13 protein-coding genes are annotated in these 14724 nt (G+C 66.8%); 8 read left to right on the top strand and 5 right to left on the bottom strand.

What is annotated here, in order from left to right; genetic code table 11:
* Nucleotides 1–30 precede the first annotated feature (30 nt).
* The 5 genes from AC1DDA_RS22945 to AC1DDA_RS22925 all read right to left on the bottom strand — a co-directional run bounded on the left by AC1DDA_RS22945 (nt 31) and on the right by AC1DDA_RS22925 (nt 4737).
* The gene (locus AC1DDA_RS22945) at nt 31–879 is read right to left on the bottom strand and encodes a transporter substrate-binding domain-containing protein (protein ID WP_476797517.1); all 849 of its coding nucleotides are present in this window, start codon (nt 877–879) and stop codon (nt 31–33) included.
* Nucleotides 880–925: 46 nt separating this feature from the next.
* Entirely contained in the window at nt 926–1711 is a 786-nt protein-coding gene (locus AC1DDA_RS22940; protein ID WP_476797516.1) for an ABC transporter ATP-binding protein, read from the bottom strand.
* A complete protein-coding gene (locus AC1DDA_RS22935; RefSeq protein ID WP_476780422.1) occupies nt 1708–2433 on the bottom strand; it encodes an ABC transporter permease in 726 nt (241 codons plus the stop codon). The genes AC1DDA_RS22940 and AC1DDA_RS22935 overlap by 4 nt, the downstream gene beginning before the upstream one ends.
* Nucleotides 2433–3152, bottom strand: coding sequence for an ABC transporter permease (locus AC1DDA_RS22930; protein WP_476797515.1), 720 nt, complete (start codon nt 3150–3152; stop codon nt 2433–2435). Before AC1DDA_RS22930 ends, AC1DDA_RS22935 begins: the two co-directional genes overlap by 1 nt.
* A 163-nt stretch (nt 3153–3315) precedes the next feature.
* Entirely contained in the window at nt 3316–4737 is a 1422-nt protein-coding gene (locus AC1DDA_RS22925) for an amidohydrolase (RefSeq protein ID WP_476797514.1), read from the bottom strand.
* Nucleotides 4738–5159: 422 nt separating this feature from the next.
* Between AC1DDA_RS22925 and AC1DDA_RS22920 the strand changes: the two genes are divergently transcribed.
* From AC1DDA_RS22920 to AC1DDA_RS22885, 8 genes are all read left to right on the top strand, one after another.
* Nucleotides 5160–5249 carry a K(+)-transporting ATPase subunit F gene (locus AC1DDA_RS22920; RefSeq protein WP_476780425.1) on the top strand — a complete coding sequence of 30 codons (90 nt, stop codon included), beginning with the start codon at nt 5160–5162 and terminating at the stop codon, nt 5247–5249.
* A 33-nt stretch (nt 5250–5282) separates the two neighbouring features.
* Complete coding sequence (gene kdpA / locus AC1DDA_RS22915) at nt 5283–6986, top strand: potassium-transporting ATPase subunit KdpA (RefSeq protein WP_476797513.1); 1704 nt, start codon at nt 5283–5285, stop codon at nt 6984–6986.
* A gap of 166 nt (nt 6987–7152) precedes the next feature.
* On the top strand, nt 7153–9204 hold the full coding sequence (gene kdpB, locus AC1DDA_RS22910) for a potassium-transporting ATPase subunit KdpB (protein ID WP_476797512.1): 2052 nt from the start codon (nt 7153–7155) through the stop codon (nt 9202–9204).
* A gap of 12 nt (nt 9205–9216) precedes the next feature.
* Complete coding sequence (locus AC1DDA_RS22905; protein ID WP_476797511.1) at nt 9217–9822, top strand: K(+)-transporting ATPase subunit C; 606 nt, start codon at nt 9217–9219, stop codon at nt 9820–9822.
* A gap of 66 nt (nt 9823–9888) precedes the next feature.
* The gene (locus tag AC1DDA_RS22900; RefSeq protein ID WP_476797510.1) at nt 9889–12591 is read left to right on the top strand and encodes a DUF4118 domain-containing protein; all 2703 of its coding nucleotides are present in this window, start codon (nt 9889–9891) and stop codon (nt 12589–12591) included.
* Nucleotides 12588–13280, top strand: coding sequence for a response regulator transcription factor (locus AC1DDA_RS22895; RefSeq protein WP_476780430.1), 693 nt, complete (start codon nt 12588–12590; stop codon nt 13278–13280). The genes AC1DDA_RS22900 and AC1DDA_RS22895 overlap by 4 nt, the downstream gene beginning before the upstream one ends.
* A 5-nt stretch (nt 13281–13285) precedes the next feature.
* Entirely contained in the window at nt 13286–13732 is a 447-nt protein-coding gene (locus tag AC1DDA_RS22890; RefSeq protein ID WP_476797509.1) for a PTS sugar transporter subunit IIA, read from the top strand.
* Nucleotides 13733–13923: 191 nt separating this feature from the next.
* Nucleotides 13924–14568 (top strand): invasion associated locus B family protein, encoded by a 645-nt coding sequence (locus tag AC1DDA_RS22885; RefSeq protein WP_476797508.1) that lies wholly within the window; start codon nt 13924–13926, stop codon nt 14566–14568.
* Nucleotides 14569–14724 lie beyond the last annotated feature (156 nt).

The following is a 14724-nucleotide window of genomic DNA, read 5'->3' as shown; positions in this document are numbered from 1 at the left end:
GCATCGGACGATCGCGCAGGATAAGGCGCTTCAGCGCACCGTGACGTCGAAGCCGAAATACTTCTCGCCCAGCGCCTTGATGGTGCCGTCGGCATTGGCCTCGGCGATCGCCTTGTCGAACTTGGCCTTCAGCTCGGTGTCGCTCTTGCGCAGGCCGATGGCGCTGCCCTTGCCCACGATGCCGCCCTGGAAGCGCGGCCCGACCACGACCATGTCCTCGTTGCCCGCCTTCTTCGAGACGGTGGAGAGATAGGCCATCGAGGCCATGATCAGGTCGACGCGGCCGGCGGCGAGGTCGAGGTCGTGCTGCTCGGTGGTCTTGTACTCGCGGATCTCGACGAGCCCCTTGAAGTACTTCTCGAGGAAGGCGCCGTTGATCGTCGAGGTCTGCACGCCGATGATCTTGCCCTTGAGCAGGGGCTTCAGCTTCTCGATCTCGGCGAGCGCGCCGGCCTCGTCATTGCCCAGATGGAAGACCTTGCCGGTGTCCGGCAGGTCGGCGAGCGGGCTGCCCTTGATGACGGCGAAGGTCTGGCCGGTCGAGCCGTAGGGGGTCGAGAAGAGGATTGCCTCCTCGCGCTTCGGGGTGACCGACATGCCGGCCATGATCGCGTCGAACTTGCCGGCATTGAGGGCCGGGATCATGCCGTCGAAGGCCTGGGCCTCGATCGAGCAGTCGAGGTTCGCGCGCTTGCAGAGGTCCTTGTAGAGGTCGATCTCGAAGCCGGCGAGAGTGCCGTTGGCCTCGGTCCAGTTCCACGGACGGAAGGCGCCTTCGGTGGCGATGCGCACCTTCTGCGGCGCCTGGGCGAGGACGGGCGCGGCGAATGCGGCGGCGCCGAGCGCGGCGAGCGCGAACAGCTTTGCGATGGTCTTCATGGTCTCTTCCCTGATGATGCGGCCACGAGCGGCGCGCGGCTGAAGTTCAGCCCGCCAGGAACTGGCGGAAGCGTTCGGAACGGCTGGCGGTGAAGACCTGCTGCGGCGGGCCTTCCTCCTCGATCACCCCCTTGTGCAGGAACACGACCTTGCTGGAGACGTCGCGGGCGAAGCCCATCTCATGCGTCACGACCAGCATAGTGCGGCCTTCCTCGGCGAGCGAGCGCATCACTCGCAGGACTTCGCCGACGAGCTCGGGGTCGAGCGCCGAAGTCGGCTCGTCGAAGAGCATGACCTTCGGGCGCTGGGCGAGCGCGCGGGCGATGGCGGCGCGCTGCTGCTGGCCGCCGGAGAGATGCGCCGGATAGTGGTTGCGTTTGTCGGCGATGCCGACGCGGGCGAGCAGCGCCTCGGCTTCCTCGATGCATTCGGCGCGCGGGCGGCCCTGCACATGGATCGGCGCCTCGATGACGTTCTCCAGTACCGTCATGTGCGACCAGAGATTGAAGTTCTGGAAGACCATGCCGAGCTCGGTCCGGATGCGGTCGACCTGGCGCGGATCGGCCGGTCTCGTACCGTTCGCCGTCTGCTGCAGGCGGATCGTCTCGCCGGCGACGGTGACGTCGCCGCTATCGGGCACCTCCAGCATGTTGATGCAGCGGAGCATGGTCGACTTGCCCGAGCCAGACGAGCCGAGGATCGAGACGACGTCGCCCTCGCGCGCCTGCAGCGAGATGCCCTTCAGCACTTCGAGCGAGCCGAAGGTCTTGCGCAGATTGGTGACGGAGACCGCCAGGGGGCGTTCCAGCGGGCGTTCTGAGGCGGCGCTCATGCGGAAGCTCCGGATTCGATGGTCGGGGCGGCGCCGGGGGCGGGGCGCAGATGCGGCGTCAGCCGGTATTCGGCGTATTGGACGAGCCGCGTCACGACGAAGTTGATGACGAGGTAGATCGCGCCGGCGACGATGAAGACCTCGATGGCGCGGTAGGTTTCCGAGATCAGCTTGGCGGCAAGGCCAGTGATCTCCATCAGCGTGATGATCGAGGCGAGCGAAGTCGCCTTGATCATCAGGATGAGTTCGTTGCCGTAGCCCGGCAGGGCCTGGCGGATGGCTAGCGGCAGCACGATGCGGCGGAACATCAGGAAGCGCGTCATGCCGGCGGCACGGGCCGCCTCGATCTGCCCGGCTGGCACCGCCTGGAGCCCGCCGCGGAAGATCTCGCTGGCATAGGCAGCCGTGTTGAGCGAGAGCGCCAGCAGCGCGCACCAATAGGGATCGCGCAGCAAGGGCCAGGCGAAGCTGGCGCGGACCTCGCGGAACTGGCTCAGCCCGTAATAGATGATGAAGATCTGCACGAGCAGCGGCGTCGAGCGGAAGATGAAGACGTAGAAGCGCGCGAACCATTCCAACGGCGCGATGCCGGACATTCGCAGCCACGCCAGCAGCAGTGCCAGCACCGAGCCGCAGGCGACCGAGGAGAGCGCGAGCTTCAGCGTCAGTGGGATGCCGCCGATCAGCGTCAGCAGCGTCTCATACATGAAGGCGAAATCCATCACGCCCTCCTGAGGCCACGCGTGAAGCGCGTTTCGGCCGCGCGCAGCCCCCAGCCCGACACCGAGGAGATGACGAGATAGAGGATCGCGGCGATGAAGAAGAAGGTGAAGGGCTGGCGGGTCGAGCCCGCGCCGATCTGGGCCTGGCGGAGGATCTCGACCAGGCCGGTGACCGAGATCAGCGCCGTTTCCTTCAGCACGAGCTGCCAGACATTGCCGAGGCCGGGCAGGGCATAGCGCAGCACCAGCGGGGCGATGATGCGTCTGAGCCTCAGAAACAGGCTCATGCCGCAGGCGATGGCGGCCTCGATCTCGCCGCGCGAGACGGCGCGGTAGGCGCCCCGGAAGACCTCGGTGTGATAGGCGCCGGAGACGAAGCCGATGGCGAGTGCGCCGGCCAGGAAGCCAGGCAGGCTGATGAAGCCGGTCGCGCCGAAGAGACGGCCGAGCGGGGTCAGCACCGCGCTCGATCCGAAATAGAACAGGTAGATCACCAGCAGGTCGGGGATGCCGCGCAGCACGGTGGTGTAGCCGTCGGCCAGGCGGCGCGTGACCGGGCCGCCGGAGAGCTTGGCCCAGGCGCCGAGCGCACCGATGATGGCGCCGAGCGCAAAGCCGCAGATCGCGACGGCGATCGTCATGCCAGTGGCGGCCAGCAGGGCGGGGCCCCAGCCATTGGCGCCGAAGCCGATGATCTCGAAGAAGCCAGGCTGGTTCATCGGCCCCTGCTTTCGACCAAAAGAAATCCGCCGGATGGGAGGGGCAGGAAGCCCCGCCCATCCGAGCGGTGTGACGAGGCGCTTGTTTCCCGCTGCGGAGCGAATGCGCAAGTCATCGAGCGGGTTTGCTCACATGCATCGCGCATTTCCGTTGGGAACAGCGTCAATGTGCCGCCATGTCGAGCGGCGGCTCGACATCGTCGGTGATCGGGTTGGCGAAGGGGTTCTTGGCGCGGAACGCGGCGAAATCGTCCTTCGCCGCCTTGAGCAAGGCGGGGTCGTTCAGCACGTCGGCGGCGACGCCAGCCATGGCCTTGGCGGCGAGCGCCAGGCCCTTATGCGCGGCGGGCGCGAGGCCCTGCGCGACGAGCTGCCAGGAATGGCCGGGCGTGCCGACCGCATAGCAGGCGGTACGGCACTGCACGGTCGGGACGACCCAGCTCACCGTGCCGACATCGGTGGAGCCGACCGAAGTGTCGTTGCCGGCGCCGAGCGGGTAGATCTCGTCGCTCAGCGCCTCGCCCTCCTTCGGCTCAAGGTCGAAGCGGCCATAGGCGGCGGCGATGTCCTGCGCGCTCAACGTCTTCTGGAAGTTGGCGGCGAAGGCATGGTCGGCGGCATCGAAGCCGGGACCGCCGAGCGCCTCGAGATTGGCCTGCATCGCCTCCTCAAGCGGACGGTTGCCGACGAGGTTGGCGTCGCCCGAGAGCTGCTTGATGGCCACGGTGGTCTCGCTCATCAGCGCGGCGCCCTCGGCGATCTTCTTCACGCGGGCGACGAGCTCCCACATCTCAGCGAGCGTCGCTGCGCGGATCAGCTGGCGCGTGGTCGCCGTGGCCTGGACGACGTTGGGGGCGATGCCGCCGGCATTGATGATGGCGTAGTGCACGCGCGCCGTCGAAGGCATGTGCTCGCGCATGTAGTTGACGCCGATATGCATCAGCTCGACCGCGTCGAGCGCCGAGCGGCCGAGATGCGGCGCGGCGGCGGCGTGCGAGGCGCGGCCGCTGAAGGTGAACTCGATCTCGACGCAGGCGAGCGAGAAGGGCCGGTTGACGCCGTTGAACGAGGCCGGGTGCCAGCACAGCGCGATATCGACATCGTCGAAGGCGCCGGCGCGCACCATGAAGCCCTTGGCCGAGCCGCCTTCCTCCGCGGGACAGCCATAATAGCGCACGCGACCCTTGATGCCGTTGGCGGCGAGGTAGTCCTTCACCACCGTGGCGGCGAGGAGGGAGGCGGAGCCCAGCATGTTGTGGCCGCAGCCATGGCCGTTGCCGCCCTTCTCGACCGGTGTCTCGCTGGCGATGCCGGCTTCCTGGCTCAGCCCGGGCAGCGCGTCGAACTCGCCCATGATCGCGATGACCGGGCCGTCTTCGCCAGCTTCGCCGACCACGGCCGTGGGCAGGCCGGCGACGCCGGTGGTGACGCGGAAACCCTCGCGCTCAAGCATGGTCTGATGCTCGGCGGCCGAGCGAACCTCCTGATAATTCAGCTCGGGCATGTGCCAGATGCGGTCGGAGAGCTCGAAATAGACCGGGGCCTTGTCGTCGACCAGACGCCAAACGTCCTTGCTGTTGCTCATGGAAGGCTTCCTCCTGCACGGGCCGTTCTGCCCGAATTCGCGCCAGCTTCTGGCACGGCGTGCATGTGGCTCACAAGCGGTCCGACGAGAGGGTTTCCCTGCGTTCGCGGCAGGGCAGACTGCTTTTCGCGGCTCCGGCGTTTGATAGTCGCGCCGCGTGGCGCCCGGAAAATTCCTATAAAATCTTTATTTCCGCGCCTGCCTCCTTCTCTCGAACGGCTATGGCCTCGGCGCGATATTCGCCCCGAACGGCCGGTCCCGCCCCAATGGAACCGGTGCTCGCTGCCGGGCGGTTGGTCCGGCAGCCCAGACCGTCGGGGTTATTCGATGATGGACACCATCGTACTCGCCATCGGGCTCGTCTTCTTCGGGCTCTCCTTCGCCTATGTCGCCGCCTGCGACGCGCTCTAGGGGAGGCCGGGATGCTTCTGGATTACGCCCTGGGCGGAGCGGTGACCCTGTTCCTGCTCGCTTACCTCACCTACGCGTTGATCCGCCCCGAGCGGTTCTGACGGCGACGGCCCCTCAGATTCGGAACCTCATCCATGACCCTCAACGGATGGATCCAGATCCTGCTCTACTGCGGGATCGTCCTTGCCCTCGTCAGGCCGCTCGGCGGCTATATGGCGTGCGTCTTCGCAGGCGAGCGCACGTTGCTCTCGCCTGTCCTGCACCCGGTCGAGCGGCTGCTCTACGGCGCCGCCGGCACGCATGAGAAGGAGGAGCAGCACTGGACGACTTACGTCGCGGCGATGCTGCTGTTCAACCTCGCCGGCTTCCTCCTGCTCTACGCGATGCAGCGTCTGCAGGGCGCGTTGCCCTTGAACCCCGCAGGGATGGGCGCGGTGCCGGCCGATCTCGCCTTCAACACGGCTGCGAGCTTCGTGACCAACACCAACTGGCAGAACTATGCCGGCGAAAGCACGATGTCCTACTTCACCCAGATGGCGGGGCTGGCGGTGCAGAACTTCGTCTCGGCCGCGACGGGCATCGCGATCGCGGTCGCCGTAATCCGCGGCTTCGCGCGCCGCTCGGTCCGGACAGTCGGCAATTTCTGGGCCGATCTCGTGCGCGCGACGCTCTATGTCCTGCTGCCGATCTGCGTGATCGGAACGCTCGTCCTCGTCTGGCAGGGCGTGCCGCAGAACCTGAACCCCTACACCGCCGCCACGACGCTGGAAGGCGCGCAGCAGATCATCGCGCAGGGGCCGGTCGCCTCGCAGATGATGATCAAGCATCTGGGCACCAATGGCGGCGGCTTCTTCAATGCCAATGCGGCGCATCCCTTCGAGAACCCGACGGCCTTCACCAACCTGATCCATATGGTCTCGATCTTCGCGATCGGGGCCGCCCTGACCAATGTCTTCGGCCGCATGGTCGGCAACGAGAAGCAGGGCTGGGCGATCCTGGCGGTGATGGGCCTGCTGTTCGTGGCGGGCGTGGTCGTCTGCTACTGGGCGGAGGCGGCCGGCAATCCGCTCGTCCAGGCGCTCGGCCTCGACGGCGGCAATATGGAAGGCAAGGAGGCGCGCTTCGGCATCAGCCTCTCGGCGCTGTTCGCGGTGATCACCACGGCCGCGTCCTGCGGCGCGGTCAATGCGATGCATGACAGCCTGATGCCGCTCGGCGGGATGATCCCGCTGATCAACATGATGCTCGGCGAGATCATCGTGGGCGGCGTCGGCGCCGGCTTCTACGGCATCATCCTCTTCGTCGTCATCGCCGTCTTCGTCGCCGGGCTGATGGTCGGGCGCACGCCGGAATATCTCGGCAAGAAGATCGAGGCGAAGGAGGTCAAGATGGCGATGCTCGCCGTGCTCTGCCTGCCGCTCGCCATGCTCGGCTTCACCGCCGTCGCCATCGCGCTGCCGGACGCGGTCGGCTCGATCGCCAATGCCGGCCCGCACGGCTTCTCCGAGGTGCTCTATGCCTATACCTCGGCGGCGGCGAACAACGGCTCGGCCTTCGCCGGCCTCTCCGGCAATACCGTCTGGTACAACCTGACCATCGGCGTGGCCATGCTGATGGGGCGCTTCCTCGTCATCATCCCGGCGCTGGCGCTGGCCGGCTCGGTCGCGGCCAAGAAGACCGTTCCGGAATCGGCCGGCACCTTCCCGACCCATGGGCCGCTCTTCATCGGGCTGCTCACCGGCGTGATCGTCATCGTCGGCGGCCTGACCTTCTTCCCGGCGCTCGCGCTCGGCCCGATCGTCGAGCATCTCGCGATGCTCGCCGGCCAGAGCTTCTGAGGAGGGTGTCATGCGCACCGAAACGGGACCTCGCCCTTCCACCCTCATCTGCGGAGCGACGATCGCGGTTCTCCTGATCGCCATCGTCTTCCAGGTCCTTTCTTTCCTGCTTGCCGCGGTCTGACCCGAAAGGGTCCCGCTCGCAGGCCACGATGGAGCTTTCGTCATGAGTCATCCCAGGTCCGGCAGCATCCTCGATGCCCGTATTCTCGTCCCGGCGCTCGGCGGCGCCTTCCGCAAGCTCGATCCGCGCAGCCTTGCCAGAAACCCGGTAATGTTCGTCGTCGCCGTCGTCTCGGCGCTGACCACGATCCTGCTGCTGCGCGACTGGCTCGCTGGCGCTGCCCATCTCGGCTTCTCCTTCCAGATCGTGCTCTGGCTCTGGTTCACGGTGCTGTTCGCCAATTTCGCCGAAGCCGTCGCCGAAGGGCGCGGCAAGGCGCAGGCGGATTCGCTGCGCCGGACGCGGGCGGAAACGCAGGCCAAGCTGCTCAGTAGCGCGGACCGCAGCAAGTACACGCTGGTGCCGGGGCCGAGCCTGAAGCTCAATGACGTCGTGCTAGTCGAGGCCGGCGACATCATCCCCTCCGATGGCGAGGTGATCGAGGGCATCGCCTCGGTCAACGAAGCTGCGATCACCGGCGAGTCGGCGCCGGTCATCCGCGAATCCGGCGGCGACCGCTCTGCCGTCACCGGCGGCACGCAGGTGCTGTCGGACTGGATCCGCGTGCGCATCACCGCCACGGCGGGCTCGACCTTCATCGACCGAATGATCGCGCTGGTCGAAGGCGCCGAGCGGCAGAAGACGCCGAACGAGATCGCGCTCAACATCCTGCTCGCCGGCATGACGCTGATCTTCGTGCTGGCGACGGCGACGATCCCGAGCTTCGCCAGCTATGCCGGCGGCGCCATCCCCGTCATCGTCCTCGTCGCGCTGTTCGTGACGCTGATCCCGACCACCATCGGCGCGCTGCTCTCGGCCATCGGCATCGCCGGCATGGACCGGCTGGTGCGCTTCAACGTTCTCGCCATGTCCGGCCGCGCCGTCGAGGCGGCTGGCGACGTCGACACGCTTCTGCTCGACAAGACCGGGACTATCACGCTCGGCAACCGCCAGGCGACGGCCTTCAGGCCGGTCAAAGGCGTGAACGAGCTTGATCTGGCGGATGCGGCGCAGCTCGCTTCGCTCGCCGACGAGACGCCGGAAGGTCGCTCCATCGTCGTGCTTGCCAAGGAGCAGCACGGCATCCGGGCGCGCGATCTCGTCGGGCTCAACGCTCATTTCGTGCCCTTCACTGCGCAGAGCCGGATGAGCGGCGTCGACCATGACGGCTCCAGCATCCGCAAGGGCGCGGTCGATGCGGTGCTCGCCCATGTGCGTGCGACTGGCGGGGACGGGGAGGCGGCGCGCGAGGTGCAGGCCATCGCCGAGGAGATCGCCAAGACGGGGGGCACCCCGCTAGCGGTGGCGCGCGACGGCAAGCTGCTCGGCGTCATTCAGCTCAAGGACATCGTCAAGGGTGGCATTCGCGAGCGTTTCGCCGAGTTGCGCCGCATGGGCATCCGCACGGTGATGATCACCGGCGACAACCCGATGACCGCTGCCGCCATCGCAGCCGAAGCGGGCGTCGACGACTTCCTCGCCCAGGCGACCCCTGAGAACAAGCTCGCGCTCATCCGCGAGGAGCAGGGCAAGGGCAAGCTCGTCGCGATGTGCGGCGACGGCACCAACGATGCGCCGGCCTTGGCGCAGGCGGATGTCGGCGTGGCCATGAACACCGGCACCGTGGCGGCGCGCGAGGCCGGCAACATGGTCGACCTCGACAGCGACCCGACCAAGCTCATCGAGATCGTCGAGATCGGCAAGCAGCTCCTGATGACGCGCGGCGCGCTGACGACCTTCTCGATCGCCAACGACATCGCGAAATACTTCGCCATCATCCCGGCGATGTTCATCGCCTTCTATCCGCAGCTCGGCGCGCTGAACTTCATGCAGCTCGCCACGCCGCAGAGCGCGATCCTCTCCGCGATCATCTTCAACGCGCTGATCATCGTCGCGCTGATCCCGCTCGCGCTACGCGGCGTGAAGTACCGGGCGGTCGGCGCAGGGGCGCTGCTCTCGCGCAACCTGCTGGTCTACGGCGTCGGCGGCATCATCGTCCCGTTCATCGGCATCAAGGCAATCGACATGGCCGTCACGGCCGTCGGCCTGATCTGAAGGATCTGAACCATGCTGAAGCAACTCCGCCCCGCGATCGTGATGATCGTCGCGCTCACCGCCATCACCGGCCTGGCCTATCCGCTGGCGATGACCGGCCTCGCCCAGGCGGTGTTCCCGCGCCAGGCCAATGGCAGCCTGATCGAGAAGGACGGCAAGGTGATCGGCTCCGAGCTGATCGGCCAGTCCTTCACCGGCGAGCGCTATTTCCATGGCCGGCCCTCGGCGACGGTGGGCGCAGACCCGAACGACAGCAGCAAGACCCTTGACGCGCCCTACAATGCCGCCGGCTCCGGGGGCTCCAACCTCGGCCCGACCAATCCCAAGCTGATCGAGCGCATCAAGGGCGATGTCGTGGCGCTGAAGCAGGAGAACCCGCAGGCCGCCGTGCCGATGGATCTGGTGACGACCTCGGCCAGCGGGCTCGATCCGCATGTCTCGCCGGAGGCGGCCTATTTCCAGGTGCCGCGTATCGCAAAGGCACGCGGCCTGAGCGAGGCCGATTTGCGCAATCTGATCGCGGGCCATGTCGAGGGACGCCAGCTCGGCATCCTCGGCGAGCCCGTCGTCAACGTGCTCAAACTCAACCTCGCTCTCGATGCGGCGACCACGAAATAACGCTAAGAAGAGCGCGGCGGCTGGAGCGATCCTGCCGTCGCGCCGTTTGGGGACCGAATTCCAGCCATGCCCGACGAGCTTCGTACCGAGCCGCCAAGGCCGTCGCCGGATGCGCTGCTGGAAAAGGTGCGCAGCGAGACGCGCGGCCGGCTAAAGATATTCCTCGGCGCCGCCCCCGGCGTCGGCAAGACCTATGAGATGCTGCTCGCGGGCCGGGCGCGCCGTGCCGAAGGCGTCGATGTAGTCATCGGCGTCGTCGAGACCCATGGAAGGCGCGAGACGCAGGCACTGATGGAGGGCTACGAGGTGGTGCCGCGGGCGCATGTCGCCTATCGCGGCCAGAGCGTCGATGAGATGGATCTCGACGCGGTGCTGGCGCGGCGGCCGGAACTCGTCCTCGTCGACGAACTCGCCCACACCAACGCGCCCGGCAGCCGCCATCCCAAGCGCTATCTCGACGTGCTCGAGCTGATCGAGCGCGGCATCGACGTCTTCACCACGCTCAACATCCAGCATATCGAGAGCCTCAACGACGTCGTCGCGCAGATCACCCGCATCCGCGTTCGCGAAACAGTGCCCGATTCCATCATCGACCGGGCCGATGCCATCGAGATCATCGACCTCACGCCTGAGGACCTGATCCAGCGGCTGAACGAGGGCAAGGTCTATCTGCCGGAGACCGCCAAGCGCGCCGTCTCCAACTACTTCTCGCCCGGCAACCTGACGGCGCTGCGCGAGCTGGCGCTGCGGCGCACCGCGCAGCGCGTCGACGAGCAACTGCTCAGCCATATGCAGGCCCATGCAATTCAGGGGCCCTGGGGTGCCAGCGACCGGCTGATCGTCTGCATCGACGGCAGCCCGCGCGCAGCCTCACTGGTGCGCCATGCGCGGCGCCTCGCCGAAAAGCTGAAGGCCTCCTGGACGGCGCTGCATATCGAGGCGCCGGGCCGCGCGGGGCCGTCGGAGGCAGAGAAGGACCGGCTTTCGGCGGCGATGCGGCTCGCTGAACAGCTCGGCGGCGAGGCGGTGATCCTGCCGGGCGAGACCGTGCCAGACGAGGTGCTGCGCTATGCCGCCTCCAAGAATGTCAGCCACATCGTGATCGGCTCGTCGAGCGCTACGCGCTGGCGCGAGCTGCTCTTCGGATCGGTGGCGCAGACGCTGATCCGCGAGGCCGGCGACATCAGTATCCATGTGATTCCCGGGCAGGAAGCCGGCGCCGGGGAGGTTCGCGCCGCCGGCTCTTCAGGCGAGCAGCGTTTCGAGCCAGGCGCTTATCTGGCGGGCGTGGCCTTCGTGGCTGTGGCCGTAGGGCTCGGCATGTTGCTGCATCTCGTGCTCGACGTGCGCAACATTGCGCTCGTCTTCCTGATGGCGGTGCTGGCCTCGGCGGTGACGGCCGGGCTCTGGCCGGCGCTGTTCACCTCCGTGATCGGGGCGCTGGCCTTCAACTTCTTTTTCCTGCCGCCGCTCTACACTTTGGTCATCGGCGACCCCGAAAGCGTGCTCGCCTTCTTTTTCTTCCTTCTGGTCGCGTTGATCGCCAGCAATCTCACGGCCCGCGTCCAGCGCCAGGCCACGGCGGCGCGCCAGCGCGCGCGAACGACGGAAGACCTCTATCTGTTTTCGCGCAAGCTCGCCGGTACGGGCACGCTCGACGACGTGCTTTGGGCGAGCGCCTACCAGATTGCCGCGATGTTGCGCGTGCGCGTTGTGATCCTGCTGCCGGAGGAAACCAGCATCGCGGTCCGGGCCGGCTATCCGCCCGACGATACGCTCGACGATGCCGATATCGCGGCGGCGCATTGGGCCTGGGAGCATGACCGTCCGGCCGGGCGGGGAGCCGACACGCTGCCGGGCGCGAAGCGGCTTTATCTCCCGCTGCGGACCGGGCGCGGCGCCATCGGTGTGATCGGGCTCGATTCCGACCGGCCGGGCGCGCTTCTGACGCCCGAGCAGCAGCGCCTGTTCGATGCGCTGGCGGACCAGGCCGCGATCGCGATCGAGCGCGTGCAACTCGCTGCCGATGTCGACAAGGCGAAGCTCGCGGCGGAGGCGGACCGGCTGCGCTCGGCGCTGCTGACCTCGATCTCGCATGATCTCAAGACGCCGCTCGCCAGCATCATGGGCGCGGCCGGCACGTTGCGCGACTATGGGAAGGCTATCCCCGAAGCGGATCGATCCGAGCTTCTGGGGACGGTCGTCGAGGAATCCGAACGGCTCAACCGCTTCATCGCCAATCTGCTGGATATGACGCGGATCGAGGCTGGTGCGATGGAACCGAACTATGCCCTGCTCGACGTCGGTGACGTTGTCGGCGCAGCGTTGCGACGCGCAGAAAGTATCACGCGCGGCCACATGATCGATCTGTCGCTGGCCGCCGGCCTGCCGATGCTGCGACTGGACCCCGTATTGTTCGATCAGGTGCTGTTCAATCTCGTCGACAACGCCGCGAAATACGCGCCGACGGGCACCACGCTCGGCGTCCATGCCCGCGCGGATGGTGATGCGGTGGTTCTGGACATTCTCGACGAAGGGCCGGGCCTGCCGCCGGACGACCTCGAACGGATTTTCGACAGTTTCTACCGGGTGGGGAAGGGAGATCAGGTCCGCGCCGGAACCGGCCTCGGCCTTGCGATCTGCCGCGGCTTTGTCGAGGCGATGGGCGGGACGATCACCGCCGCCAACCGCCGCGATCGGCAGGGAGCGGTGTTCACGATCCGCATGCCGATCCCGCCCGAGACCCAGCAGATGAGGGTATTGCCATGACCACTATGGCCGTCCGGGTACTCGTCGTCGACGACGAACCGCCGATCCGAAAGCTGCTGCGGGTCGGGCTCGGCACCGAGGGATACACGATCAGCGAAGCCGGCAACGCGAAGGACGCCATTGCACGGATCGACGCGGAAGAGCCCGACCTGGTGCTGCTCGATCTCGGCCTGCCAGACATGACCGGGCAGGAGCTCCTGCGTCTCTGGCGCAGCGAGGGGCGCACGCTGCCCATCGTCATCCTGTCGAGCCGCACTGACGAGGCCGGCATCGTCCAGGCGCTGGAGGCAGGCGCGGACGATTACCTCACCAAGCCGTTCGGGATGCGCGAACTGGCTGCGCGGCTGCGCGTCGCGCTGCGCCACAAGCTGCACCAGCAGGGTGAGAAGCCGGTCTTCCGGACCGGCGAGCTTTCGGTCGATCTCGTCCGCCGCATCGTCCAGGTCGGCGGCGCCGAGGTGAAGCTCTCGCCGAAGGAGTACGATATCCTGCGCGCGCTCGTGCAGCATGCCGGCAAGGTGCTGACGCATCGCCATCTGCTGAAGGAAGTCTGGGGCGGCAACGAGGATGTGCAGTATCTGCGCGTCTATATCCGGCAGCTGCGCCAGAAGATCGAGCCGATCCCCGAGCAGCCCCGCTACATCACGACCGAGCCCGGCGTCGGGTACAGGCTGCGCGAAAGCGACTGATCACAATGGACATTTCCGAGCTGATCACCCCCGGCGCGGTGCTGACCGGGCTCAAGCCGGCATCGAAGGAGCAGTGCCTTGACCTGCTCTCCCGCCATGCGGCGGGATGCACGGGGATACCGGCCGATGTCATCGCTGCCGCCCTGAAGCGGCGGGAAGCGCTGGGTTCGACGGGCATCGGCGGCGGCATCGCACTGCCGCATGCGCCGCTTGCCGGCCTCGCCACGCCCTTCGTTCTGCTGGCCAACCTGGCCAAGCCGGTGGATTTCGAAGCGGTCGATGGCGCGCCGGTCGATATCCTCTGCCTGATCCTGACGCCGGAAGCCGGGCAAGGGCAGCACCTCAACGCGCTCGCCTGCGTCGCCCGGCGCCTGCAGCGGCCGGAGGTTCGCGAAGCGATCCGCCGCGGCCGCCGCCCGCAAGAAGTTCATGCCGCGCTCTGCAAAAGCTGAGATGAAGCGACCGTAGCGGCGGGTCGCGAATGCGGAGCGAATTTTTCAGATTGAAATAATTCAATTGTCGATTTCGATTTGAAGGCATGGATACTTTGCCATTTTATTGGATTTTTTACGCCGATTTGCTCTTCCTCTGGCTACAGGTTTCTGCAATATCGCTGGCGATATAGTCACTAGATTGTAGCACCATGCCCCGTCATCGTTTCCGTAACGCCCCCGTCGCCGCTCTCGTCTTTGCGATCGCTGCTCTTGCCGCCGCGCCCATGGTCATGGCGCAGGGAGCACCGGCTCCAGCAGCCCGTCCCGCGCCGAAGCCCGCCCAGCCACTCGCGCAGAACCAGGCTGCTCCGGGCGTGGGCCAGCCCGCGGCTCAGAATGCGACGCTGCCGAACGGCGCGAGCGCGATCAACGAGACCTATGGCGACTGGACGGTCGATTGCCGCATCGCCAATGGCCAGCGGCTCTGCGTCCTCCTTCAGTCGCAGGGCAACAGCCAGACCGGGCAGCGCGTCTTCGCCATCGAGCTGCGCACGCCGAAGGACGGGCGGGCGGAGGGCACGATCCTCTTCCCGTTCGGCATGAAGCTCGAGAACGGAGCGGTGCTGCGGCTCGACGACAAGGATCTGGGGCAGGGGCTGCGCTTCTCGACCTGCATGGCGCAGGGCTGCCTGCTGCCGATCTCCTTCCCGACGGTCGCGACCGACGCGATGAAGGCCGGCAAGGCTTTGACGGTTGCGGCGCTAAACCTGTCGAATAACGAGCCGGTTCCCTTCAACATATCCCTGACCGGCTTCGCCGCCGCCTTCGACCGCATCGCGCAGATCGACAAGTAGCCGGCAATCCGACCCACGCCCCGGCGGGACGGTTTGGCGATTTCCTGCAGGTTTTCGCTGGTGATTGGCGAAAGCCGCCAAAGCCGGGCGGCCGGACACAGAAATTTGGCTCGTTCTGCCAGTGCTTCCGTGCATGATCGGAACCACTGGGAGTTC

The organism is Allobosea sp. 10N428 (genome assembly GCF_056394545.1).
Note: the sequence above shows the minus strand (reverse complement) of the source record. Positions and strands in the feature narration are given on the sequence as shown.

Excerpts from the sequence above, each read along its gene's own strand:
- kdpB (WP_476797512.1), top strand. The coding sequence starts at position 7,153 with ATGAGTCATCCCAGGTCCGGCAGCATCCTCGATGCCCGTATTCTCGTC.
- AC1DDA_RS22940 (WP_476797516.1), bottom strand. The coding sequence starts at position 1,711 with ATGAGCGCCGCCTCAGAACGCCCGCTGGAACGCCCCCTGGCGGTCTCC.
- AC1DDA_RS22895 (WP_476780430.1), top strand. The coding sequence starts at position 12,588 with ATGACCACTATGGCCGTCCGGGTACTCGTCGTCGACGACGAACCGCCG.
- AC1DDA_RS22905 (WP_476797511.1), top strand. The coding sequence starts at position 9,217 with ATGCTGAAGCAACTCCGCCCCGCGATCGTGATGATCGTCGCGCTCACC.
- AC1DDA_RS22920 (WP_476780425.1), top strand. The coding sequence starts at position 5,160 with ATGCTTCTGGATTACGCCCTGGGCGGAGCGGTGACCCTGTTCCTGCTC.
- AC1DDA_RS22885 (WP_476797508.1), top strand. The coding sequence starts at position 13,924 with ATGCCCCGTCATCGTTTCCGTAACGCCCCCGTCGCCGCTCTCGTCTTT.
- AC1DDA_RS22890 (WP_476797509.1), top strand. The coding sequence starts at position 13,286 with ATGGACATTTCCGAGCTGATCACCCCCGGCGCGGTGCTGACCGGGCTC.
- AC1DDA_RS22900 (WP_476797510.1), top strand. The coding sequence starts at position 9,889 with ATGCCCGACGAGCTTCGTACCGAGCCGCCAAGGCCGTCGCCGGATGCG.
- AC1DDA_RS22925 (WP_476797514.1), bottom strand. The coding sequence starts at position 4,737 with ATGAGCAACAGCAAGGACGTTTGGCGTCTGGTCGACGACAAGGCCCCG.
- AC1DDA_RS22930 (WP_476797515.1), bottom strand. The coding sequence starts at position 3,152 with ATGAACCAGCCTGGCTTCTTCGAGATCATCGGCTTCGGCGCCAATGGC.
- AC1DDA_RS22945 (WP_476797517.1), bottom strand. The coding sequence starts at position 879 with ATGAAGACCATCGCAAAGCTGTTCGCGCTCGCCGCGCTCGGCGCCGCC.
- AC1DDA_RS22935 (WP_476780422.1), bottom strand. The coding sequence starts at position 2,433 with ATGGATTTCGCCTTCATGTATGAGACGCTGCTGACGCTGATCGGCGGC.
- kdpA (WP_476797513.1), top strand. The coding sequence starts at position 5,283 with ATGACCCTCAACGGATGGATCCAGATCCTGCTCTACTGCGGGATCGTC.